17 protein-coding genes are annotated in these 24,400 nt (G+C 66.3%); 8 read left to right on the plus strand and 9 right to left on the minus strand.

The features are described 5' to 3' along the window. Positions 1-33: 33 nt before the first annotated feature. The 3 genes from prfB to V5F68_RS15275 form a co-directional block, all read right to left on the minus strand. Complete coding sequence (gene prfB / locus V5F68_RS15265; RefSeq protein ID WP_394013378.1) at positions 34-1,164, minus strand: peptide chain release factor 2; 1,131 nt, start codon at positions 1,162-1,164, stop codon at positions 34-36. A gap of 168 nt (positions 1,165-1,332) precedes the next feature. Further along, entirely contained in the window at positions 1,333-3,783 is a 2,451-nt protein-coding gene (locus tag V5F68_RS15270) for a penicillin-binding protein 1A (RefSeq protein ID WP_394013379.1), read from the minus strand. Between the two features lie 257 nt (positions 3,784-4,040). Next, positions 4,041-5,387, minus strand: coding sequence for an N-acetylmuramoyl-L-alanine amidase (locus tag V5F68_RS15275; protein WP_394013380.1), 1,347 nt, complete (start codon positions 5,385-5,387; stop codon positions 4,041-4,043). An 867-nt stretch (positions 5,388-6,254) separates the two neighbouring features. Between V5F68_RS15275 and V5F68_RS15280 the strand changes: the two genes are divergently transcribed. Further along, positions 6,255-9,509, plus strand: a complete 3,255-nt coding sequence (locus V5F68_RS15280; protein WP_394013381.1) for an Rne/Rng family ribonuclease — start codon at positions 6,255-6,257, stop codon at positions 9,507-9,509. Positions 9,510-9,736: 227 nt separating this feature from the next. After that, positions 9,737-9,967 carry a 30S ribosomal protein S21 gene (gene rpsU / locus V5F68_RS15285; RefSeq protein ID WP_348847404.1) on the plus strand — a complete coding sequence of 77 codons (231 nt, stop codon included), beginning with the start codon at positions 9,737-9,739 and terminating at the stop codon, positions 9,965-9,967. A gap of 182 nt (positions 9,968-10,149) precedes the next feature. On the opposite strand, the gene V5F68_RS15290 is transcribed toward rpsU, so the two are convergent. Beyond that, the gene (locus V5F68_RS15290; RefSeq protein ID WP_394013382.1) at positions 10,150-11,394 is read right to left on the minus strand and encodes an MFS transporter; all 1,245 of its coding nucleotides are present in this window, start codon (positions 11,392-11,394) and stop codon (positions 10,150-10,152) included. A gap of 112 nt (positions 11,395-11,506) precedes the next feature. Between V5F68_RS15290 and V5F68_RS15295 the strand changes: the two genes are divergently transcribed. The 5 genes from V5F68_RS15295 (at position 11,507) to V5F68_RS15315 (ending at position 16,818) form a co-directional block, all read left to right on the plus strand. After that, positions 11,507-12,460 carry a LysR family transcriptional regulator gene (locus V5F68_RS15295; RefSeq protein ID WP_394013383.1) on the plus strand — a complete coding sequence of 318 codons (954 nt, stop codon included), beginning with the start codon at positions 11,507-11,509 and terminating at the stop codon, positions 12,458-12,460. Positions 12,461-12,491: 31 nt separating this feature from the next. Then, a complete protein-coding gene (zwf, locus tag V5F68_RS15300; protein WP_394013384.1) occupies positions 12,492-13,967 on the plus strand; it encodes a glucose-6-phosphate dehydrogenase in 1,476 nt (491 codons plus the stop codon). 60 nt (positions 13,968-14,027) lie between these two features. Next, the gene (pgl, locus tag V5F68_RS15305; RefSeq protein WP_394013385.1) at positions 14,028-14,738 is read left to right on the plus strand and encodes a 6-phosphogluconolactonase; all 711 of its coding nucleotides are present in this window, start codon (positions 14,028-14,030) and stop codon (positions 14,736-14,738) included. A gap of 13 nt (positions 14,739-14,751) precedes the next feature. Further along, complete coding sequence (gene pgi, locus V5F68_RS15310; RefSeq protein WP_394013386.1) at positions 14,752-16,407, plus strand: glucose-6-phosphate isomerase; 1,656 nt, start codon at positions 14,752-14,754, stop codon at positions 16,405-16,407. 177 nt (positions 16,408-16,584) lie between these two features. Then, complete coding sequence (locus V5F68_RS15315) at positions 16,585-16,818, plus strand: hypothetical protein (protein WP_394013387.1); 234 nt, start codon at positions 16,585-16,587, stop codon at positions 16,816-16,818. Positions 16,819-16,925: 107 nt separating this feature from the next. Here V5F68_RS15315 and oxlT (V5F68_RS15320) read toward each other — a convergent pair whose 3' ends face one another. The 4 genes from oxlT (V5F68_RS15320) to V5F68_RS15335 all read right to left on the minus strand — a co-directional run bounded on the left by oxlT (V5F68_RS15320) (position 16,926) and on the right by V5F68_RS15335 (position 22,039). Further along, a complete protein-coding gene (gene oxlT, locus V5F68_RS15320) occupies positions 16,926-18,233 on the minus strand; it encodes an oxalate/formate MFS antiporter (protein ID WP_394013388.1) in 1,308 nt (435 codons plus the stop codon). Between the two features lie 467 nt (positions 18,234-18,700). Further along, on the minus strand, positions 18,701-20,005 hold the full coding sequence (gene oxlT / locus V5F68_RS15325) for an oxalate/formate MFS antiporter (protein ID WP_394013389.1): 1,305 nt from the start codon (positions 20,003-20,005) through the stop codon (positions 18,701-18,703). 89 nt (positions 20,006-20,094) lie between these two features. Next, on the minus strand, positions 20,095-21,324 hold the full coding sequence (frc, locus tag V5F68_RS15330; protein ID WP_348847415.1) for a formyl-CoA transferase: 1,230 nt from the start codon (positions 21,322-21,324) through the stop codon (positions 20,095-20,097). Between the two features lie 244 nt (positions 21,325-21,568). After that, positions 21,569-22,039: a CBS domain-containing protein gene (locus tag V5F68_RS15335; protein WP_394013390.1), complete on the minus strand. Its 471-nt coding sequence runs from the start codon at positions 22,037-22,039 to the stop codon at positions 21,569-21,571. Positions 22,040-22,356: 317 nt separating this feature from the next. Between V5F68_RS15335 and V5F68_RS15340 the strand changes: the two genes are divergently transcribed. Then, positions 22,357-23,046 carry a GntR family transcriptional regulator gene (locus tag V5F68_RS15340; protein ID WP_348847416.1) on the plus strand — a complete coding sequence of 230 codons (690 nt, stop codon included), beginning with the start codon at positions 22,357-22,359 and terminating at the stop codon, positions 23,044-23,046. 62 nt (positions 23,047-23,108) lie between these two features. On the opposite strand, the gene carA is transcribed toward V5F68_RS15340, so the two are convergent. Then, the gene (gene carA / locus V5F68_RS15345; protein WP_394013391.1) at positions 23,109-24,314 is read right to left on the minus strand and encodes a glutamine-hydrolyzing carbamoyl-phosphate synthase small subunit; all 1,206 of its coding nucleotides are present in this window, start codon (positions 24,312-24,314) and stop codon (positions 23,109-23,111) included. Positions 24,315-24,400 lie beyond the last annotated feature (86 nt).

The following is a 24,400-nucleotide window of genomic DNA, read 5'->3' on the forward strand; positions in this document are numbered from 1 at the left end:
AGAGCGGCGCCACCCGGTGGCGCCGCTGCGCGCTCACTCCACGTCTTCGACCTGATCCGGGCCGCCGCCATAGGCGCGCTGGGCCAGGGCCGCTTCCATGAAGGGGTCGAGGTCGCCGTCCAGCACTTCCTGCGGGGTGCCGGAGGTGACGCCGGTGCGCAGGTCCTTCACCAGCTGATAGGGCTGGAGCACGTAGGAGCGGATCTGGTGGCCCCAGCCGATATCGGTCTTGGCCGCCTGCTCCGCGATCGCCTCGGCCTCGCGCCTCTTCAGCTCCAGGTCATAGAGCTTGGCGCGCAGCATGTTCCAGGCGGTCGCGCGATTCTTGTGCTGGGAACGGTCGCCCTCGCTCACCACGGCGATGCCGGTGGGAATATGGGTGAGGCGGACCGCCGATTCGGTCTTGTTCACGTGCTGGCCGCCGGCGCCGCCGGAGCGCATGGTATCCACCCGCACATCGGCTTCCTTGATGTCCACCACGATGCGGTCATCCACCACCGGATAGACATCCACGCTGGCAAACGAGGTCTGGCGCCGCGCGTTCGAATCGAACGGCGAGATGCGCACCAGGCGGTGCACGCCCGCCTCGGTCTTCAGCCAGCCATAGGCATTGTGGCCCTTCACCTGGATGGTGGCGGACTTCAGCCCGGCCTGTTCGCCCTGCGATTCGTCCATCAGCTCCACCTTGAAGCCGTGACGTTCGCACCAGCGCCGGTACATGCGCAGCAGCATTTCCGCCCAGTCCTGGCTGTCGGTGCCGCCGGCGCCGGCATGGACTTCCAGATAGCTGTCGTTGGAATCCGCCTCGCCCGAAAGCAGCGCATCCAGCTCGCGGCGCGCGAGTTCTTTCTTCAGCCCGTCCAGGGCCGCGGCGGCCTCGGCGATCACGCCCTCGTCGCCCTCGGCCTCACCGAGTTCGATCAGCTCGATATTGTCGGCAAGGTCGCGATTGACCCGGTCGATGGCGCCGAGCGCATCTTCCAGGCCCGTGCGCTCCTGCATGATCTTCTGGGCCCGCTCGGGGTCGTTCCAGAGGTTCGGATCCTCGGCGATGGCGTTCAATTCGGCGAGGCGCCGGCGCGAGCGGTCCACATTGAGATGCTGACGCAGCAGATCAACGGACTGATTGATCTCGTCGACTTTCGCGGCGAGCTCCGCACGCATGGCAAACCTTTCTGATCCGAGGGCCGCGGAAAATAGCGGCGGGGCGCCGGCCTGTAAACGGGCGCCGGGCGACGCCGCGCCGCAGAGCCGTCGCGGCAGGAATGAAAAAGGCGGAGCCGGCGGGTTCAGGCCGGCTCCGCCCGATGGCGAAAGCAGAAATGGGAAGGGTCAGTACAGTCCGCCGGTGCCGGCGCGCACCGCGCGGTCGGCCTCGGGCGTCACGGTGAGGGGCGCGTCGCTCGCGCCGATCACCGAATAGCTGTCCGGCGGCGCCGTGCCCGGCTTGAACGCTTCCAGGATCGCGTTTTCGCCCGTGCTCGCACGCAACCCGCTCTTGGGATTGATGCGCACCAGCTTGATGCCCGGCGGCACGCGGAACGGAATGGCCGGGCGGTCGGCCAGCGCGGTCTTCATGAAGTCGCGCACGATCGGGGCGGAAAGCACGCCGCCGGTCGCGCCCTTGCCCATGGGCTTTGGCTTGTCGTAGCCGAGATAGACGCCCACCACGACTTCCGGCGTGAAGGCGACGAACCAGGCGTCCTTCTCGTCATTGGTGGTGCCGCTCTTGCCGGCCACCGGCTTGCCGAGATCCTTCAGGGCCGTGCCCGTGCCGCGCTGGATCACGCCCTCCATCATGGAGGTGATCTGGTAAGCGGTCATGGGGTCGAGCACCACGGGGCGGCGGTCGATCAGGGTCGGCTCGGGCTGGTTCTGCCAGCTGTCCGCATCGCAGCCGCGGCACTCGCGCTCGTCGTGGCGGTAGATGGTGTGGCCATAGCGGTCCTGGATGCGATCGATGAGCGAGGGCGTCACCTTGCGCCCGCCATTGGCCATGATCGCATAGGCGCCGACCATGCGCATGAGCGTGGTCTCGCCCGCCCCGAGGGCCATGGAGAGCACCGGCAGCATGTCGTCATAGACGCCGAACTTCTTGGCATATTCCGCCACCAGCGGCATGCCGATGTCCTGGGCGAGGCGCACCGTCATCACGTTACGCGACTGCTCCAGGCCGAAGCGCAGGGTCTGCGGGCCGTAGAATTTCTTGGCGTAGTTCTCCGGCGCCCACACGCCGAGGCCGGGGCCCTGGTCGATCTCGATGGGCGCGTCCAGCACCACGGTGGAGGGCGTATAGCCATTGTCCAAAGCCGAGGAATAGACGATGGGCTTGAAGGAGGAGCCGGGCTGGCGCAGCGCCTGCGTGGCGCGGTTGAACTGGCTTTCGTCGTAGGAGAAGCCGCCGGAAAGCGCGAGCACGCGTCCGGTCAACGGCTCCATCACCACCATGGCGCCTTCCACGTCCGGAATCTGGTGCAGGCGATATTGCCCGTCCTTGCCGGCAATCTGCTCGACATAGACCACGTCGCCGGGCTTGAGCACCTGCGCGACCGAGGTCACGGCCTTGTAGGCGTCCGGCCCCTTGGTCCAGCGGGCCCATTTCACGCCGTCGAGATTGATCAGGCCGAGATCGCGCTGGGAGGAGAGGCTGCCCGACTTCTCGCGCGGCGGCTGCAGGCCGATGCGCGCCGTGTCCTTGCCCGAATCGAGCACCACCGCGAGCTTCCAGGGGATGTCGTAATAGGCCTTCAGCTCGGACAGCTTCTGCCCCCAGTCGCCGGAAACGTCGATGTGGTTGACCGGGCCACGCCATCCGCGCTGCTCGTCGAAGCGCACGAGACCGTCGGAGAGGGTCTTCTTGGCGATCATCTGCATCTTCGGATTGAGCGCCGTGCGCACAGAGAGGCCGCCCTCGTAGAGCTTGGTCTCGCCATAGCGCTCATAGATCTGACGGCGCACTTCTTCAGCATAATATTCCGCCGCGAAGATCTGCGCGCCGGTGGGGCGCGGCGTCACGTCGATGGCGGACTTCTTGGCCGCCTCCGCCTGGGCGGCGGTGATGTAGCCGTTCTCCGCCATGCGGTCGATGACCCAGTTGCGGCGGTCGGTGGCGCGCTCACGCTCGCGGAACGGGTTGTAGGAGGACGGCGCCTTCGGCAAAGCGGCGAGATAGGCCGCTTCCTGGATGTTCAGGTCCTCGACCGACTTGTCGAAATAGACCAGCGCCGCGGCGGCGATGCCGTAGGCGCCCATGCCGAGATAGATTTCGTTGAGATAGAGCTCGAGAATGCGGTCCTTGGAATAGGCGCGCTCGATGCGCAGCGCCAGAAGCGCTTCCTTGATCTTGCGGTCGAAGGACACTTCGTTGGTCAGCAGGAAGTTCTTCGCCACCTGTTGGGTGATGGTGGAAGCGCCCTGCGGCCGGCGGTTCGAGCCGAAATTCTGAAGATAGAGCATGCCGGCACGGAAAATGCCGGAGGGGTCGATGCCGCCGTGCTCGTAGAAATTCTTGTCCTCGGCGGACAGGAACGCCTCGATCACCAGCTTCGGCACGGATTGGATGGGAATATAGAGGCGGCGCTGGCGCGCCCATTCCGCCACCAGGGCGCCGTCATCCGCATGGACGCGCGTCATCACCGGCGGTTCGTAATTCTGCAATTGGGTGTAGTCGGGCAGGTCCTGGGAATATTTCCAGATGAAATAGGTCGCCCCCGCGGCCCCGCCGAGGAGCACCAGCGTGCCGAGGGCGAACAGAAATCCGAAGAACCTCAACAGCAGCCGCATTTCGCCGGCTCTCCCTCCACGACACCCGCAACGGCGGCTTTCCCTGCCCGCATGGGGCAAGCCTCTCCCAAAAGCCGCATTCGCCCCCTTTGTGCAAGGGTGCCGGCACGAGAACATGGGAATTCGGTGCCGCTGAGACGGCTATGTTGGCCAAAAGTGGCTGCTTCACGACGGAGCGTCAAAAAGACAGATCCTGCCCTAACGGCATATATCGAAGCGACAGGTTCCGGTGCGGCAGATGCCGGCAGGCGGCGCGATCAGCGCGGAACGCTTCCCGTGGCGAGGGGGGCCGGTGCAGCGATGCCGCCGGCGACCCGGGTGGCGAAGAACTCGGTAATGGCGCTCTGCATGGCGTCCGTGACCTTGTCGCGCCAGGCGTCCGACGTCATCAGCTTGAGGTCCTCGCGGCTCGACATATAGCCCAGCTCCACCAGCACCGAGGGCACGTCGTGTGCCTTCAGCACGCGGAAGCCGGCGGATTTCAACGGCGTCTTGTGGATCCGCCCCGCCCCCTTCATCGCACCCACGAGGCTGCGGGCGAACAAGGCGGAGAAATTCTTGGTTTCCCGTTGGGCGAGGTCGAACAGGATGCCGGCGACCTCGTTGCTCTCTTCCGAGAGATCCACGCCCGCGATCAGGTCCGCCTTGTTCTCCTGCTCCGCCAGATGGGCGGCTTCGGCATCGCTGGCGGTTTCCGACAAGGTGTAGACGCTGGCGCCGCGGGCCTGCCCGTCATTGCGGGCGAGCGCATCGGCATGGATGGAAACGAACAGGGCGGCGCGGTTGGCACGGGCGATTCGCACCCGCTCCCCGAGTGCGATGAAGGTGTCGGTGGAGCGCGTCATGACGACGCGATACTGCCCGCTCGCCTCCAGCTTGGCTTTGAGCGCCAGGGCCACATCCAGCACGATATTCTTTTCCGCGAACGCGCTGGCTCCCGTCGTGCCCGAATCGATGCCGCCATGGCCGGGGTCGAGACAGATCACCGGCCGGGTATCCCCGTCGGATGCGGTGTCCACCTGCACCGCCACCGGCGGGGCGCCGCGCGCTTCGGCCGCGGTGGCCAGGGTGGAGGTGAAATTGGCCGCGTCCGTCTTCACGAGATCGAGCACGAGCCGCGCCGGCTGGTCGTCCACCGCTTCCAGCACGAACGCCTTGTCGATGGTGACCGGGGCGGCGAGATCGACCACCACGCGCGCCTTGCCGGGTGCAAAATCGCCGTAGCGGTACGCATTGACCAGCCCACGCTTGGTCTGTCCCTTCGAGGCATCGAAGGCGAAGCGCACTTCCGGCAGGTCGAGGATGACGCGATAGGGATTGGCGAGGGTGAAGGCGCGGAATTCCACCGGCCGGCTGAGATCGATCACGAGGCGGGTGCGCTGGACATCGCCGGCGAGGCGCGCGTCGGTCGCGATCGCAGGGCCCGGCGCGGCGGCCGCGGGGCGCGCCGCATCTTCGGCCGGCTCCGGAACGGCCGGGGCGGTAGCGGGTGCCGCTTCGGGGCGCGCGGCCACCTGCACCGCCGCCGCTTCGGCGGCCGCGACGGGCGAGCCGCTAGCAAAACCCAGGCTGATGCAGGCCGCCAGAACCAGGGGAGCGGACAAATGGACCATCCGCGCGAGGACGCCTTGCGGCCGCACGGCGGGGCGAACCGGGCCGCGCGGGCTGTCTGAACGGTCGGCGATGCACGCGCGGGCAGCGGCACACGACGGCGGGGGCGATGCCGGCGCCGCTTCGGTCCGTCTGGCGCGCTGTCTGCGGGCCCACATGTCCAGGAACCTTCCCTCGTCCGCCTCGGGAGACGGCAAGACTTGCCATTTGTACCGGATAGAGGCGCTTTCGTTAATCCAAGGTTGACGCCCCGCTCACTTCTCGCTGGCCTGTGGTCGGTCCGACACAGGCCAGAACGACATTGTTGCCGGTGGAACAGGCATGAACCTTGCCAAGAGGCGAGCGGGACGAGTAAGAAGGAGATGTATACGGTTCGCGTTCCGGAACAGGCTCTTCGGCCCCCGGCTGCCGCGGCTGCCGCTGATGGCGTCCTGCTTGGGAACTTCCACTTTCCTGAAGCCGGTCAGGCATCTCCCGTCGCAGGCTGCTCAAGAATTTGAGTGTGCCATCCTGCGGCGCGCGCGCCCAAAGCGCGCGACTGGACGGCCGCTCGCGTCGCTCATGCCGCCGAGGAAGCTGTCTGTCGGGGGGAATCGGGCTGCCGTATGCCGGGGCCGGGCACTCGCCTGGTCTGATGCTTCGCTGAGGAACGAGTAGCCGAGGGCATGACTTTCAACCGCACGAACAGCGCGCACCACGTGCGCCCGTGTGTCTCGATGCGGAGGGTGTCGAAATGACCCCCGCGCGCTACGGCTCCTCTGTCTCCTCCCGCTTCAATTTCAGGCGTATCGGCGGTTCGCAGGCTTTGCCGCGCCGACCGTCGCGGAGCTGTGTCTCCGACGCCGCGCAGAGAGATTTCCATGCCCAACAAAATGCTCATCGATGCGACCCACCCGGAGGAGACCCGGGTCGTGGTCGTGCGCGGCAATCGGGTCGAAGAATTCGACTATGAGTCCGCGTCCCGCAAGCAATTGCGGGGTAACATCTATCTGGCGAAGGTGACGCGGGTCGAGCCCTCGCTTCAGGCCGCCTTCATCGAATATGGCGGCAACCGGCACGGCTTCCTCGCCTTCAGCGAGATCCATCCCGACTATTACCAGATCCCGGTCGCCGACCGTCTCGCCCTGATCGAGGAAGAAGAGCGCGCCGCGCGCGCCGCCGACGAGGAAGACGAGCGCCGCGAGCGCCGCCGCGAGCGGCCCAAATCCCGCCGGCCGTCGTCGGACGAGAGCGTTTCCGGCAATGTCGAGGAGATCGACGAGTCCGACGTGGTCGAGACCATCGAGGACGGCCAGATTTCCGGTGGCTCCTCGTCCTATGACGACGAGGAACAGCCGGAGCGGCTCGGCGGCGATTATGCCGAGACCGACACCGGCGAGGAAGTGCCGGTCGATCCGCGCGACCTGCCGGCCTCCACCGATGTGGAAGACATCATCGCCCACGAGGCGGGCGCGAGCCACGAGCGCGGGGCGCCTGCCGAAGTGGACAGCGAACTGCCCGCTCCCCAGGAGCAGGCCGGGCTGGACAGCCGCGCCGCTTTCGAGGACGAGGCGCGCGAGGAAGCCCCGCTCGCCGACCGCGAGGAAAACCCGATCCTGCCGCCCGAGGGCGAGGAGGCCGCCGCCCTTGAGGCCGCGCCGGACGCATCGGAAAGCCAATCCGCCGAAGCCGGGCGTGAGCCGCGCGAGCGCGCGCCGCGCGGCCGTCGCGGTTCGGAAAAATCCCGCCGCTCCGCCGAGGACGACGAGGACGAGGACGGCGAGGAAGAAGACGAAGGCGTGGAGCAGATGGGCTCCGACGACGCCATGGAAGAGGTGCCCGAGCGCGCGCACCAGCGCCGCGCCCGCTCCTACAAGATCCAGGAAGTCATCCGCCGCCGCCAGGTGATGCTGGTGCAGGTGGTCAAGGAGGAGCGCGGCAACAAGGGCGCGGCTCTCACCACCTATCTCTCGCTCGCCGGCCGCTATTCCGTGCTGATGCCCAACACCGCGCGGGGCGGCGGCATCTCGCGCAAGATCACCAATGCGGTGGACCGCAAGCGCCTGAAGGAAGTGGTGCAGGATCTGGAGGTGCCGGAAGGGATGGGCATCATCCTGCGCACCGCCGGCGCCAACCGCACCAAGGTCGAGATCAAGCGCGACTTCGAATATCTGCTGCGCCTGTGGGAGACGGTGCGCGAGCTGACCCTCACCTCCAGCGCCCCGAGCCTGGTCTATGAGGAAGGCTCGCTGATCAAGCGCGCCATCCGCGACCTGTTCAACAAGGACATCGACGACATCCACGTCGCCGGCGAAGAGGGCTTCCGCGAGGCCCGCGACTTCATGCGCATGCTCATGCCGAGCCATGTGAAGAACGTCGTCGCCTATCACGATCACCAGCCGATCTTCGCCAAGCACGGCGTGGAACATCAGCTCGATGCGATGTTCTCCCCCGTGGTCCAGCTCAAGAGCGGCGGCTATATCGTCATCAACCCCACCGAGGCCCTGGTCTCCATCGACGTGAACTCGGGCCGCTCAACGCGCGAGCACCACATCGAGGACACCGCGCTCAAAACGAATCTGGAAGCCTCCGAGGAAATCGCGCGCCAGCTGCGCCTGCGCGACCTTGCCGGCCTGATCGTCATCGACTTCATCGACATGGAGGAGAAGCGCAACAACCGGGCGGTGGAGCGCAAGCTCAAGGATTGCCTGAAGAACGACCGCGCGCGCATCCAGGTGGGCCGCATCTCGCACTTCGGCCTCATGGAAATGTCGCGCCAGCGCATCCGCACCGGCGTGCTGGAAAGCTCCATCGAGGTGTGCCCCACCTGCGGCGGCACCGGCCATGTGCGCTCGGCGGCCTCGGTCGCCCTCCAATTGCTGCGCGCCTTCGAGGAACAGCTCGTGCGCGGCGCCACGCACAATCTGATCGCCCGCACCCGCTCGGAAGTGGCGCTCTATGTGCTGAACCAGAAGCGCGCCCATCTGCGCGAGCTGGAAGAGCGCTTCTCCGTCACGCTGCTCATCACGGCGGACGAGAGCGTCACCGGCCACCAGCCCTTCCTGATCGAGAAGGGCGACCTTGCCGTGCCGCCGCCGGCCGCGCCGCGCCTCTCCAAGGCCGTGCATCCCGATTCGATCCTCCCCGAGGAGGATTATGAGGAGGAGGATGAGGACACCGGCGAGGAGGCCGAGGCCGGCGAGAGCGAAGGCGAAGCCGAGGCCGAGGCCGACGGCGAAGGCAGCGCCGAGCGCGTGGACGAGAACGGCAACCGCCGCCGCCGCCGCCGTCGTCGCCGGCGTGGCGAGCGCGACGGGGAAGTCCGTGGCGTTCCCGCCGATGAAGACGGGGAATCTGCCGAGGCTGATGATCTCGCCGCCAGCGCCGAAGGCGAAGGCGAGGGAGAAGAATCCGACGAGGAAGAGCGCGCCGAAGGCGAAGCCCGTGGCGAGACCGAGGGCGAGCGCCGCCGGCGCCGGCGCGGTCGCCGGGGCGGCCGCCGCAATCGCCGTGAGGGCGAGGAGGGTGCGCCGCGCTCCGGCGAAGACGAGGACGCCGCAGAAGGTCCGCTGGCCGCCGAAGGCGAAGGCGAGGCCGACGGCCCCGAGACGACGCTCAGCGCCGAATCCCCGGTGGCCCTGACCGAAGCCGCCTTCGAAGCCGCGCCGGTGAGCGCACCCAGCGACATCGAGACTCCAGTGGCCGAACAGGCTGTGGTCGAGCAGGCTGCGCCCGAGCCCGCTCCGGCGCCCCTGCCGGCACCGGCGCCTGCTCCGGCCGCCGTTATCCCCCCTGCCCCGGGTCCGGCCGAGCCGGAACCCGCACCCGCCCCGCGCCGCCGCTCGACGGTGCGTGAGAAGGCGCCGGTCATCCTGGGCGAGGACGGGGCCATCGCCCCCACCGAGCCCGTGACCGCGGCCGAGCCCGCTGCGGAAGCCGCGGCATCGAACCAGGAAAGCGCCAGCGTGCCCATCGCCGACGCTGACATCGTCGCCGCTGAACCGGGCGCCAGCGCCGAGGCGGAAGCCCCCGTGGCCCAGCCCGCACCGGTGGCCGCCAGCGAGAGCCAGGAGGCCGCCCCCAGCGCCAAGCCCCGTTCGGGCTGGTGGCAGCGCAAGCTGTTCGGCGGCTCCTGAGGCGCATCGAATTGAAATGCAAAAGGGCGGCACCAAGTGTCGCCCTTTTTTGATTGCGGCGCCCCGTTGACGGGCGGAGCAAGTGTGGACAAAGACCGGGGCCTCTGATATGAGAGCGCTCCTTCCGGCAGAGATATGGTCCGGCGTGAAAGCGCCCCTCCTGCTTCCGGATACGTTTTTCAGACCAGTGCAAGTTCGCTCGGCGCAACAGCTCGAAGAGGCAACACGTGCAAGTTCTCGTCCGCGATAATAATGTCGATCAGGCCCTCAAGGCGCTCAAGAAGAAGATGCAGCGTGAGGGGATCTTCCGCGAGATGAAGCTGCGTGGTCACTACGAGAAGCCGTCCGAGAAGCGCGCCCGCGAAGAGGCCGAAGCCGTTCGCCGCGCCCGCAAGCTGGCCCGCAAGCGCGCCCAGCGCGAAGGCCTGATCCCCAGCAAGCCCCGCCCCACCCGCTGAGCGGGTCTCCAGCCGCCCAAGCGGCTGGCGAGGCATTGAGCTGAAGCGACACCTGCGTGGCCCCTGCCGCGCGGGTTTTTTGCGTTGTGCACCCGCCCGCTCGTGTCCGGCGCCGCGAGGGCGCCAAACGAAAACGCCGGCCACGAGGGCCGGCGTTCCTGCTGAAGGGTCTGCGATTCGGATCAGCGCGGCTCGAACAAGCCGACCAGCCCGGCGACAACCGAGAACCCGGCGATGAGGGCGCACACGCCGAGCCAGCCGCCGCTCGCATAGGCGACGCCGCTGAGCGACGCGCCGATGGCCCCGCCAATGAAGAAGATTCCGGAGAACAGGCCATTCATGCGGCCGCGTGCGGCCGGGCGGATCATGTTGATCGCCCGCCGCCCCAGCGTCTGGTCGCCGACGCAGCCCATGTCGAGTACCAGCCCCGCCACCACCAGCAAGGCCAGCGGCACGCCGAACGCGCCGCCTTGCGCCAGCCATCCGGCGAGCGCGGCGATCCCCGCGCCGGCCAGCATGGCGATGTGGGCCACATGCGTGCCGCCCTTGGTCCATCCCCGATCTCCCGCGCGCCCGGCGAGCGGCGCGATCAGGATCGTGCCGCAGCCGGCGAGCGCGAACACCGCGATCTGGCTCGCCGACAAGGAGAATGGAGCGTCCGCGAGCCGCAGCGCGATCATGGTCCAGAACGAGCTGAAGGCTGCCATGCCGAGCGCGGCCGTCAGGGCGCGGCGCCGCAGCACCGGCTCTTCCCGCACCAGGGTCACCAGCGACACCAGCAGCGCGCGATAGCTCTCCTGGGTGCGCGGGGGGTGATTGGGCAAGCGCAGGGCCAGCACCACCGACAGCAGCGTCGTCGCCCCCGCCGTCATGAGGAAGAAGGCGCGCCAGCCGGCGAAATCCGCAATCAGCCCGGCCAGCGGACGGGAGAGGAGGATACCAGCCATCACCCCCGCCATGATGTTGCCCACCACCTTGCCGCGCTCATGCTCCGGCGCCATGGAGGCGGCGAGCGGCACCAGCACTTGGACGGCGCTGGATCCGATGCCGACGGCGAACGCGGCACCGAAGGCGGCGATGGACGTCGGGGCGCCGGCAAGCGCGAGCCGCGCGGCGATGCCGAGCGCGAGCATCAGCAGCGCCAGCTTTCGCGCCTCCATGCGGTCGGCCAACGGCACGATGAACAGCAGGCCGGCGGCATAACCGAGCAGGGCCAGAGTCGCCACCAGGCTCGCCAGCCCTTCCGTGATGGCGAGGCTCTCGCGCATGGCCCCCACCAGCGGCTGGGTTGCCGTGATGTCCGAGATCAGGAGGCCGGCGGCGATCGCGAACAGCAAGGTCGGCGGCGCGCGCGTTCCCGCCTCGACGGGAACGGCCGGGGCGGCGGAGGAAAGTGGCACGCCATCGGCGGCCGGAACATCTGTCATGGGAAGATCCCGCGAATTTGAGTTGGCGGGACTGTATGTGCGTTCCTGTTTATGCGACAATTGAATTAAGGTGATTTTCAATATGCGAATTGCGCATTAAACGGAGGGGGTCATGAACATACGGGACCTCGAAGCCTTCCTGGCGGTGGTGGAAACTGGCTCCATCGTCGCCGCCTCGGGCCGGCTGAACCTGACCCAGCCGGGCGTGACCCGGCGCGTGCAGGCTCTGGAAGACGCGCTCGGCGCGGTGCTGCTGGACCGGCAGGCCAAGCCGCTGAAGCCCACGCGCGCCGGGCGCGACGCCTATGAGATGGGGCGACACGTGGTCGGCGCCGTGGCCGATCTCAAGGCGCGCCTTGCCCCGACCGGCGTGGTGGAGGGCGAGTTCCGCTTCGGCGTGACGCCGTTCCTATCGGAGATGGCCTTGGCCGAGCCGCTGGATCATCTGCGCGCCGCCTTCCCCCGCCTCATGCCCCGCGTCTCCAGCGACTGGAGCGCCAATCTGATCGAGCAACTGCATTCCAGCGTCCTGGACGTCGCTTGCCTGTCGCTCCCCACCCATGTCGCGCCGCCCGATGCCCTTGTGGCCATCCCGCTCGGCACCTTGCCGGTGGAAGTGGTGGCGAGCCGGCATTTCACCTTCCCCGCATCCACGCGCCTTGTCGATCTTTCCGCCTATCCCTGGGTCTTGAGCCAGCACGGGTGCGATTTTCGCCGCATCCTGAAGCGCACGTTCGAGAATGCCCGCCTGCCGTTCGAGGTGGCGGCGGAAGCACTCTCCTCGGAATTACGGCTCTCGCTGGTGGCGCGCGGCGTCGGCATCGGCTTCGCCACGCAGGCCATGCTGGCGGCGAGCCGGCATCGCGATGAACTGCAGAGCGTGGCGCTAATGGATTTCTCGCCGCAGATGGACGCGTGGTTGGTGCACGCTCCGCAGTTGCGCCGGCTCACGCCGGCCGTGGAGCATCTGGCGCAGCACCTCTCAAAAGCGATATCAACATCCCTCCCTCGCAGTCGCAACACAGACGCGAAGGATTTGGTAGAAGACGAATATCGTCTCGCGTGACGGCGTCCTGGGCCGTCAATTGGAGGTCCCCATGGTAGCTCGCGTCATCACGGTCGAGCCGTTCGACATCGTCGTGTTCGGAGCGACCGGCGACCTCGCGAAACGCAAGCTTCTTCCCGCTTTGTATGAACGCGATCTGGCCGGCCAGTTGCCGGACGACGCCCGCATCATCGGCGCGTCCCGCCGCAGCATGACCCGCGCCGAATTCCAGGAGTTCGCCCGTGATTCGGTGGAGGATCGCGACGGCATCGATCAGGTCGAGCGCAAGCAGCTGGAGCGCTTCCTCGAGCGGGTCGATTATGTCGAGGTGGACGCGGTGTCCGACGAGGGGTGGGACGTGCTCGCGGCCCTGCTCGCGCCCGGCGCCGAAAAGGTGCGCGTGTTCTATCTCGCCGTCGGCCCCGACCTGTTCGACGATATCTGCGCCCGCATCGGGTCGCACCATCTCGTCACGCCGCAGACGCGCGTGGTGGTGGAAAAGCCGGTGGGCAAGAATCTCGCGTCCGCCCGCGCGGTGAACGAGGCGGTCGGCCGAGTGTTCCGCGAAGAATCCGTATTCCGCATCGATCATTATCTCGGCAAGGAGACGGTGCAGAACCTGATGGCCCTGCGCTTCGCCAACGCCCTGTTCGAGCCGGTGTGGAACCACGCCCATATCGACCATGTGCAGATCACGGTCGCCGAAAGCCTCGGGGTCGCCGGCCGGGCAGGCTATTACGACACCGCCGGCGCGCTGCGCGACATGGTGCAGAACCACATGCTCCAATTGCTCTGCCTGGTGGCCATGGAGCCGCCGGTGTGCATGGACGCGGATGCGGTGCGCGACGAAAAGCTGAAGGTGCTGAAAGCGCTGGAGCCCATCGACGAGAGCAATGTGGCCGCCCTCACGGTGCGCGGCCAGTATCGCGCCGGCGCGTCCTCCGGCGGCGCGGTGCCGGGCTATCTGGACGAACTCGGCTCCAGCACCAGCCAGACCGAGACCTTCGTCGCCCTGAAGGCGGAAATCGGCAATTGGCGCTGGGCCGGCGTGCCGTTCTACCTGCGCACCGGCAAGCGGCTGGCGAGCCGGGTGTCGGAAATCGTCGTGGCCTTCCGCCCCATTCCCCATTCGGTGTTCGACGGGCAGGCCGGCCCCATCATGGCGAACCGTCTGGTCATCCGCCTGCAGCCTGACGAGGGCGTGAAGCTGTGGCTGATGATCAAGGATCCCGGCCCCGGCGGCATGCGCCTCCAGCACGTGCCGCTCGACATGAGCTTTGCCGAGGCGTTCGGCGTGCGGAACCCGGATGCCTATGAGCGGCTTCTCATGGATGTGGTGCGGGGCAACCAGACCCTGTTCATGCGCCGCGACGAAGTGGAAGCCGCATGGAAGTGGATCGATCCCATCCTGGAGGCCTGGCGCAATCTGCGAGAAGCCCCGAAACCATATACGGCCGGCACCTGGGGCCCCTCCGCGGCGATCGCGCTGATCGAGCGGGACGGCCGCACCTGGATGGACGACGCCTGAGACCCGGTGCCGTCCCGCTGACCCGCCTCGCTCCCTCCGTGCCGAAAGCCGCCCGCGCCCATGACCGCCAGCCCCACCCCGGTCGCCTTCGCCGCCTATGACGGGCCGGACGCGCTGGCGCGCGCGCTGGCGGCCCATGTGGCGGAGGCGCTGCGCGCGCGCACCGCCGCAACAGGCGCCGCGAGCCTTGCCGTCTCCGGCGGGCGCACACCCACGCGCTTCTTCGAGACCCTCGCCGGAGCACCGCTCGACTGGAGCCGCGTGAGCGTCACCCTCGTGGACGAGCGCTGGGTGGACGAGGCTTCGCCCCGTTCCAACGCCGCCCTGGTGCGCCGCCACCTGTTGCAGGGACCGGCGGCGCAGGCGCGTTTCCTGCCCTTGTTTAACGGCGCCGACACGCCCGAAGCGGGCCTCGCCGCGGTGGAGGCGAGCCTTGCCGGCCTGCCCCTCCCCTTCGCGGCCGTCGTGCTCGGCATGGGCGACGACGGACATACAGCTTCTTTCTTTCCCGGCGCCGAGGCCCTTCCGGCGGCGCTCGACCCCAACGGCTCCGCGCGCCTGATCGCGATTCGCGCGGAGGCGGCGGGCGAGCCGCGCATCACTTTCACCCTGCCCCCGCTCATCGCGGCACAGACTTTGCTCCTGCACATCGAGGGTGCCGGCAAACGCGCGGTGCTGGAAACGGCGCGCGCGGAGGGGCCGGCGGAAGCCCTGCCGATCCGGGCCGTGCTGCGTGCGCGCGCCCCGCTCGACGTGCTGTGGTGCCCCTGACGGAGATCCGACCATGACCGACGCCCCCGTGTCCGGGACCGAAGCCGAAGCCCTCTGGCAGGCGCTCAGCGCCGTGCAGGCCCGCGCCGCCGCCACGCCCTTGGCGGATCTGTTCGCCGACCCGCACCGCTTCGCCCGCTTCTCCGCCAGCAGCGGGGACCTGCTGCTGGACATCTCCAAGACAGCGCTGACCCAAGAGAGCCTCGGCCTGCTGCTCCAGCTCGCCCGGGCGACGGGCGTCGAAGCGCGGCGCGAGGCCATGTTCGCCGGTGCGCGCATCAATTCCACCGAACAGCGCTCGGTGCTGCACGTGGCGCTGCGCGACGGCACCCCCGACCCGCTCGACATTGGCGGGACCGACGTGAAGACGCAGGTGCGCGAAACCCTCGGCCGGCTGTACGCCTTCGCCGATGCGGTGCGCGCCGGCACCATCGCCGGGCACCGCGGGCAGATGTTCACCGATGTGGTGAACATCGGCATCGGCGGCTCGGACCTCGGGCCGGTGATGGCGACGCTTGCGCTCGCGCCCTATCACGATGGGCCGCGCCTGCATTTCGTCTCCAACGTGGATGGCGCGCATCTGAGCGACGTGCTGAAGCCGCTCTCGCCCGCCACCACCTTGTTCATCATCGCCTCGAAGACCTTCACCACCATCGAGACCATGACCAACGCCGCGTCTGCGCGCGCCTGGATCTCGGCCGCGCTCGGCGAGGAGGCGGTGGGGCACCATTTCGCAGCGGTCTCCACTGCGCTCGACAAGGTCGGCGCCTTCGGCATCGCGGCGGAGCGCACGTTCGGTTTCTGGGATTGGGTCGGCGGCCGCTATTCGCTGTGGTCGGCCATCGGCCTGCCGCTGATGATCGCCATCGGCTCGGCCGCGTTCGGCGATTTTCTCGCCGGCGGCGCCGCCATGGACGATCATTTCCGCCATGCGCCGCTGGAGGAGAACCTACCGGTCCTCCTCGCTCTGGTGGGCGTGTGGCATCGCGATGTCTGCGGCTATGCGAGCCGGGCGATCATCCCCTACGACCAGCGCCTCGCCCGCTTTCCCGCCTATCTCCAGCAATTGGACATGGAGAGCAACGGCAAGAGCGTGACGCGGGACGGCACTGCGGTCACGCGTCCGACGGGGCCGATCGTCTGGGGCGAGCCCGGCACCAATGGCCAGCATGCCTTCTTCCAGTTGCTCCACCAGGGGACCGATGTGGTGCCGGTGGAATTCCTCATCGCCGCCCAGGGGCACGAACCGGCACTCGGCGCCCATCACGACCTGCTGATCGCCAATTGCCTCGCCCAATCGGAAGCGCTGCTGCGCGGGCGTTCCCTCGCGCAGGTGGAAGCGCAATTGCGCGCCGGGGGTATGAGCGAGGCGCGGGTGGCGGAGCTCGCGCCGCACAAGGTGTTCCCCGGCAACCGTCCCTCGGTGACGCTGGCCTACACGCTGCTCGACCCGTTCACCCTGGGGCGGCTGATCGCGCTCTACGAGCATCGCGTGTTCACGGAAGCCGCGATCTGGGGAATCAACGCGTTCGATCAATGGGGCGTGGAGCTTGGCAAGGAAATGGCCACCGCTTTGCTGCCGGCGGTGAAGGGAGGTGCCGCTCCGGCCGAGACCTCGGGCTCCACCGAAGGGCTCATCTCGCACTTGCGAAATCTCTCAGCCAGCTAAGCCAGAACGGGGGCCGCTAATGCTGCTATGCAGCAATGAGAGGCACCCCTGCGTATTATGTATACCACAGAGGCGATGAATTAGGTCAGTATGGCATCCTGAAATGAGGACGGGGCAATCACACGGTTGCTCGGTCGCTCGCAACGAGCGGCGTGCATGGCACGCCTGGAGGCTGAAATGACCGCATTCGATTTCGTCGCTCTCGCCATCCTCGGTGTTGCTCTCACTGGCGCCGTGATCGGCTTCAGCAATCCCAAGAGCTTCATGGCAGCCGCCGGCGGCCCCGGCATCCCGGCCGAGCTGGCGCTGATGGACCAGGATAAGACCCGCACCGCCGGCACCCTTTTCGGTGGCGACAAGGACACGCAGAGCAGCGAGCCTGCGGTCGCGTCCTTCCCCCGCGGGTTCTGATCGCCCGCCTCACATGAAAAAGGCAGGCGCGAACGCCTGCCTTTCGAACGCGCTGTCTCGCATCCCGGCCCGGTCGCCCCGCAAGGGACGCCGGACAGGAACGAGGGTCAGTGAGCGACCTGAGCCGCCTTGGCTTCCGCCGCCGTGGCCAGCTTGGCATCCGCGACGAAGCGCGCACGCATGGGCTTCAGCACGAACAGGGCCATCAGCGCCGCCAGGGCATTCACCCCTGCGGTGATGAGGAACACCAGATCCCAGTTGCCGAGCTGCGCCACGGCGACGCTCGCAACCGGAACCACCAGAGAAGCGGTGCCCTTGGCGGTGTAGAGGAAGCCGGCGTTGGTGGTGGCGAACTTGGAGCCGAACGTGTCGCCGCAGGTCGCCGGGAACAGCGAGTAGATCTCGCCCCAGGCGAAGAAGACGAGGCCGGTGAGCAGCACGAAAGCCAACGGGTTCGAGCCGAAGTGGCCTAGGGCGAGCACGCCGACCGCTTCAAGCGAGAACGCGATGAACATGGTGTTCTCGCGGCCGATGTTATCCGACACCCAGCCGAAGAACGGACGGGTGAGGCCGTTGAGCACGCGGTCGATGGACAGCGCGAACGTCAGCGCCGGCAGGGTGATGCCCATCAGGCTCACCGGGATTCCGGCGATGTTGAAGTCCTTGGCGATGGAGCCGAGCTGCGCCGTCGCCATCAGGCCGCCGGCGGCGACCAGAACGAACATCGCGTACATGACCCAGAACACCGGGGCCTTGAGCATCTGGCCCGGGCCGTAATCGCGACGGCTCTGCGTGGCGGCCTTGTTGGTGACCGGGGGAAGCTGGCCGGGCTTGGGCGCCTGTAGGAACAGCGAGAGCGCCATCACGACCGCGCCCTGGAACAGGCCGAACACGAGGAAGGTCTGCTGATAACCCTGCGAGGCGATCATCGCCGCGATCGGGATGATGGTGATGGCCGAGCCGGCGCCGAATCCGGCGGCGGTGATGCCGGCGGCAAGACCGCGGCGATCGGGGAACCACTTCAGCGCCGAACCGACGCAGGTACCGTAGACCGCGCCCGCGCCGATGCCGCCGACGGCCGCCGCGACGTAAAGCAGGGCCAGCGTATCGGCCATGGAGTTCAGGACCCAGCCGAGGCCGCACAGGAAGCCGCCGATGAGCACGACGATGCGCGGGCCGTACTTGTCCACGAACCAGCCCTCGATCGGGACCAGCCAGGTCTCGGTGAGAACGAAGATGGTGAAGGCGACCTGAATGGCCGCGCGGCCCCACTGGTGCTTGTCGTTGATGGGCTCGACGAACAGCGTCCAGCCATATTGCAGGTTGGCGATCATCGACATGCAGATCACGCCGATAACCAGCTGCATCCAGCGCCCGCCGATGGGCCCCTTCTGCACAGACTCAACAGACGGCATTTCCTACCCTTCCCTATTGGGGTCATCGAATTCGAGTCGATGAACGGCCCGTGACAGTCGCCATTCTTGATGGTGGCGGGCTCGTTTCGAGCGGCCCGCTGCGAACCAGGCTCGAATGTTCGATGCAAAATACGGTATGCAACATGCAATTTGCGGTAATGTAACAGCTACCGAGGCATGAAAAACCGTTGATTTCGCAATCAGAAAGAAAGGATAGGCGCAAAATGAGCGAAAATTTCGGACGCTCAATAGCGTGAAATTCAGGAAATCACGTCACCCTGGCGGGAATTATCTGCGCTTCCGCCAAATCATTTCTTCCAAATACACTTACGATACTTACCACTTTCAATACAAATAAAATCGGGCGGGATGCGCTCTGAGGCGCATCTTTGGCGTTGGGCAAAAAAAAGGCCCTGGCAAAGCCAGGGCCTCAAGGGGCCGCCCTAAGGCGGCAGAGGGCTGTTGGATCAGGCGCCGACCGGAGCCTGAAGCGTCGCGCGAGCGGCCGCATCTGCATTCATCTGGTGATGCTTTTTGAGCATCGGCCGCAGAACGAAGAGGGCCATGAAGGCGGCGGTCAGATCCATGATCGCAACGGTATAGAGAACCGTGGACCAACTTCCGGTCGCTTCCATCAAAATATTTGCAAACGGCACGAGAAGGGCGGCCACACCCTTGGCGCAGTAAAGAACGCCATAGATTTTTCCAACGTGTGCACTGCCGAACGTGTCCGCGGCGGTCGCCGAGAACAGTGAGTAGACTTCGCCCCAGGCGAGGAACACCACGCCGGACAGGAAAATGAAGGCCCACGGATTGTGACCGAACGCGCCGAGCGCGACGATTCCGATGCCTTCCATCGCAAAAGCGAAAAACATCGTCTTTTCGCGGCCGATATGGTCCGAAACCCAGCCAAACAGCGGCCTGGAAACGCCATTCAGGATCCGGTCGAGCATCAAGGCGAACGGCAGAGCCGCCATGGCGAAGAAGTAGAGATTGACCTCAACCTTCTTGACCCCGAGATCCTCCGCGATCACGCCGAGCTGCGCCACCGCCATCAGACCGCCGGTGACGGTGCAGATGAACATGGTGAGCATGACGTAGAACACCGGCGTGCGAAGGGCTTCGCCGAGTGTGTAATCGCGCCGGCTCTGCGCCACGCTGGAAGAAAACGTCACTTCGCCCTTCTTGGGAGACCGAAGGAAGCCGGCCGCGAGAAGGATGATCGCACCCTGAATCAGGCCGAACAGGAAGAAGGTTTCCGAATAGCCGGAAGTCTTCAGCATGTTCGCGATCGGGATGATGGTGAGCACGGTGCCCGAGCCATAGCCGGCCGCCGTCAGGCCGACCGCGAGGCCGCGCTTGTCCGGGAACCATTTCAACGCGCTGTTGATGCAGGTCGCATACACGCAGCCGACGCCGATACCGCCGATGGCGGCGCCGATGTAGAAGCCGGTCAGCGAGGTGGCATAGGAATTTACGATCCAGGACAGGCCCGTGAAGAAGCCGCCGACGAAGACGACCGTGCGCGGACCGTACTTGTCGATGAAATAGCCTTCGATGGGCGTCAGCCAGGTCTGGACGACCACGAACACCGTGAAGGCAACCTGAATCGACGCCCGGCTCCAGCCGTGCGCATTTTGAATTTCCGGGACGAACAAGGTCCAAGAATACTGAATATTAGCTGCGGCAACCATGCAAACGACACCGGCAATCAATTGCAGCCAGCGGTTTGTCGTCACAATGGCGGTGCCACCTGACTCCGACGATCCCATTTTCCTACCCTTTTCACGTCATTCTCTTCTTATTTTATGAGATGAACCGCCCCACCCTTGGGTCCCTCTTAGGGCGGCATGTTTATGGATTACACGACGCCGGTGGCGCGCATACTCGCGATATCTTCGGCACTGAAGCCGACCCAGGAGAGCACCTCTTCCGTGTGCTCTCCAAGCAGAGGCGCCCGCTCCACCGGCACGTCGTTTTGCGACAGGCGGATGGGAGAGGCGACGGTCACATAGGTCCCACGCTCCGGATGGGGGACCTCCACGAGAAAGCCGCGGTCGTAGAGCGCGCGGTCTTCCATGATGTCCTTGGTGGAGAGGATGGGGCCGCAGGGCACATCGATGGCCTGCAGGGCCTTCATCACCTCGAACTTGGTGCGCTGCCGCGTCCAGGCCTCGATCAGCTCGAAGCACGCCTCGAGCCGCTGCGCCCGCGCCTCATGGCTGGCGAAGCGCTGGTCGTCGATCAGGTCCTTGCGGCCGATCAGCCGCATCAGCGGGGCCCAGCCCTGGGGCTGGATGATGACGTAGCAATAATCGTTCTCGCCCCCGGGCGCGCAGCGCAGCGCCGCGCCGGGCTGGCCGCCGCCCGAGGCATTGCCGGCGCGCGGCACGCTCTCGGTCGCCGGGGCGCCGGGATATTCGGTGAGCGGGCCGCTGGCCAGGCGCTGCTGATCGCGCAGCTTCACGCGCAGCAGGTTCATCACGCAATCCTGCATGGCGACATCCACCCGCTGGCCGCGCCCGGTGACGGTGCGCTGGAACAAAGCGGCGAGAATGCCGGCCACGCAGTGAATGCCGGTTCCGGTGTCGCCCACCTGGACGCTGGCGGCGGTCGGCGGGCCGGAGCGCCAGCCGGTGGTGCTCATGGCGCCGCCCATGGCCTGGGCAATGGTCTCGTAGGCCTTCGCCTCCAGCCCGCTTTCTTCAGCGAAGCCCTTGATGGAGGCGTAGATGATGCGGGGATTGATGGCTTCGATGCGTTCCCAGGAAAACCCCTGGCGCTCCAGCACGCCAGCGCCGAAATTCTCCACCATCACGTCGCACCGCTCGATGAGACGGACCAGGGCATCCTGGCCCTGCTGCGACTTGATGTTGAGGGTGACGCTGCGCTTGTTGGCGTTGAGCATCGTGAAATAGAGGCTGTCGACATTGGACTTGTCGCGCAGCTGGGTCCGCGTGATGTCGCCACGGCGCGGCATCTCGACCTTGATCACATCCGCGCCGAGCCAGGCCAGCAACTGGGTTGCCGATGGACCGGACTGCACGTGCGTCATGTCGAGCACGCGCACACCATCAAGTGCCTTGCTCATGCCAAACCCCTGGAACCATCCCTGACCACTTTGCGATGCCGATCTCTGCCGGCTTGCAACGGCACTTTATCATGCGTCAAGCGTGATATGCCGTCTATTGAATTTCGTATGCCAAATACAGAAATATCATTGTCACCCCGCCGTCGCAAACGGTTTGCGGCGGCCACATCGAAAAACTGCAGGAGACCCACCTTGCACGCGAAGCGCGGCCACGGCGCTTTCCCTTCGTGCAGCTGAGACTGCGTCAGCGCAGGGCGGCAAGGCCCGCCGTCAGGCCGATGTCGGCCTGCTCGGCATGAGTGTGCACTTCTTCCTCGTGCAAATAATGGCGCATGAGATCGGTGGCGCTGATCACGCCCACCAGGCTGTGCTCCACCATCACCGGTAGATGGCGCACCTGATGCTCGTTCATGAGGCGCAGCACGGTGGCGATGGAATCCCCCAATTCGCAGGAGATGACCGCCCGCTTCAGCAAGGTCGCCACCGTGACGTTCGGCGTATTGGCGCCATGCGCGACAAGCGCGCGGGTGACGTCGCGCTCGGAAAAGACGCCAACCACGGTGTTACCTTCGGTCCGGCACACGTCCTTGACGACGACGCTGGAGATATTCTCCCGCTTCATCACCATGGCGGCGGTGGCGACGGTCTCGTTCATCCGCACGGTGACGATGCGGGTGTCGCGCTTCTCGCGCAGGATGTCATCGACGGTAATCATCAGCTGTTCCTCACCTTATGCGCCCACGGTTTGCCCGCGGTTGTCGAAGGCTCCGGCCACCGCCCTTCCCCGAGGGAAAAACTGCGACCGCATCATTGATCCCATGCTGGTATGCAAAATACCCGGTGTCAATAAGCGATGCGGAATCACTCCAAACTGCGTGCGCTGCACTGCAACAGAACAGAGTGCGACTCTTGGCTTTGCCGGCATTACTTGCCGAAAGCTATATTCGATGCCATCACAGTATGATGTATTTCGCCCGCCGGGCGGGCGGGGCGTGGCGGGCCGCGCGCAGCGCAGTCGGGGCAAGGGGTGAGATGACGTATCAGGACATCAACGTGAAGCCGATCGAAACCGAATCGAGCTTCCGCATGAAGGCATACAAGGCGCTTAAGGCGGCCATCATGGAGATGGACATCTATAGCCACGCCGAGGAGATCCGGCTGGAGGAGCGCCAGCTGTCCGAAAAGCTGGGCGTCTCACGCACCCCCATTCGCGAAGCCATGACCCTGCTGGAACAGGAAGGCTATGTGCGCTCGGTGCCCCGCCGCGGCATCTTCGTGGTGCGCAAGACCAAGCAGGAAATCCTGGAGATGATCACGGTGTGGGCCGCGCTCGAAGGCATGGCCGCCCGCCTCGCCTGCCAGCACGCCTCGGACGCCGAAATCCGCATGCTGCGTGAGAATGTCCGCGCCTTCGCCGACCGCAACCCGGAAGAATTCGTCTCTGAATATTCCGCCGCCAACCTCGCCTTCCACCGCCAGATCATCCGCATGTCCGGCTGCCAGCTGATCGCGGACACCACCGACAGCCTGTTCCCCCACATGCGCGGCGTCCGCAAGGTGACGATTGCGCAGGACCACCGCGCCCAGCGCTCCATCGTCGATCACACCCGCATCGTCGAGGCGATCGAGAAGCGCGACGGCGATCTCGCCGAGCGGCTCGTGCGCGAGCACACGCTCGGTATCGCCAAGCATGTGGAAGCGCACGGGGATTTTCTTGACTGACGTTTTGACGCTGGCGCGTCAGCGCGGAACGGCGCTCCCCTCTGGGAGGAGCGCCAACGGGTTCAGGCCGCCTTATTCTTCGCCATCAGTTCGACGAAGCGATCGAACAGATAATGGCTGTCCTGCGGGCCGGGGCTCGCTTCCGGGTGATATTGCACCGAGAACACCGGCTTGTCGGAGAGTGTGAGCCCCGCATTGGAGCCGTCGAACAGCGAGACGTGAGTCTCCACCGCATTTTCGGGCAGGCTCTCGCGATCCACAGCGAAGCCGTGGTTCATGGAGGTGATCTCCACCTTGCCGGTGGTCAGGTCCTTCACCGGATGGTTCGCCCCGTGATGGCCCTGGTGCATCTTCACCGTGCGCCCGCCCACCGCGAGGCCGATCATCTGATGGCCGAGGCAGATGCCGAACGTGGGCACCGCGCGCGCGATCAGTTCCCGGATCACCGGCACCGCATATTCGCCCGTCGCCGCCGGGTCGCCGGGGCCGTTAGAGAGGAACACGCCGTCGGGCTTGAGCGCCATCACCTCGTCGGCCGAGGTGGTCGCGGGCACCACCGTCACCACGCAGCCGGCGCGCGCCAACAAGCGCAGGATGTTGCGCTTCACCCCATAATCGATGGCGACCACATGGAACTTGTCTTCCGTGCGGGTGCCGAAGCCCGTGTTCCACTGCCAAGGGGTCTCGTCCCACTCGAAGCGTTGCACCGAGGTGACGCCGGGCACGAGGTCCATGCCTTCCAGGCCGGGCCAGGTGCGCGCCTTTTCCTTCAACGTCGGGATGTCGAACACCCCGTCGGGCGCATGGGCGATCACGCCGTTGGGCATGCCGGTGTCGCGGATCAGGGCGGTCAGCGCGCGGGTGTCGATGCCGCTGATGCCGGCGATGCCGCGCGCCTTCAGCCATTGGTCGAGGCCGCGGGTGGCGCGGTAATTGGACGGATCGCTCACCGCCGTGCGCAGCACCACGCCCCGCACGCCGGAGGCCGAGGCCATGGACACCGTCTCGATGTCCTCCTCGTTGGTCCCCACATTGCCGATGTGCGGAAAGGTGAAGGTGATGATCTGGCCGGAATAGGAAGGATCCGTGAGGATTTCCTCATAGCCGGTGATGGCGGTGTTGAAGCACACCTCGCCAACACCCTCTCCAACCGCGCCGAGGCCGAAGCCTTCGAGCACGGTGCCATCGGCGAGCACGAGAAGCGCGGTCGGCTTCGGCTCGGCCCAGCCTTCGGCCGGGACGTTTGCGTGATCTTGTTCCTGCGTCATGGCTCGCCTAGATAATGAGTCACGCGCCGCACTTCCAGTGCTTCGCGCACGATGCCCGCCATTCCGCTCGGGATTTTTCCAGTTTC

Source organism: Roseixanthobacter pseudopolyaromaticivorans (assembly GCF_043195145.2).
GTDB lineage: Bacteria > Pseudomonadota > Alphaproteobacteria > Rhizobiales > Xanthobacteraceae > NCEH01.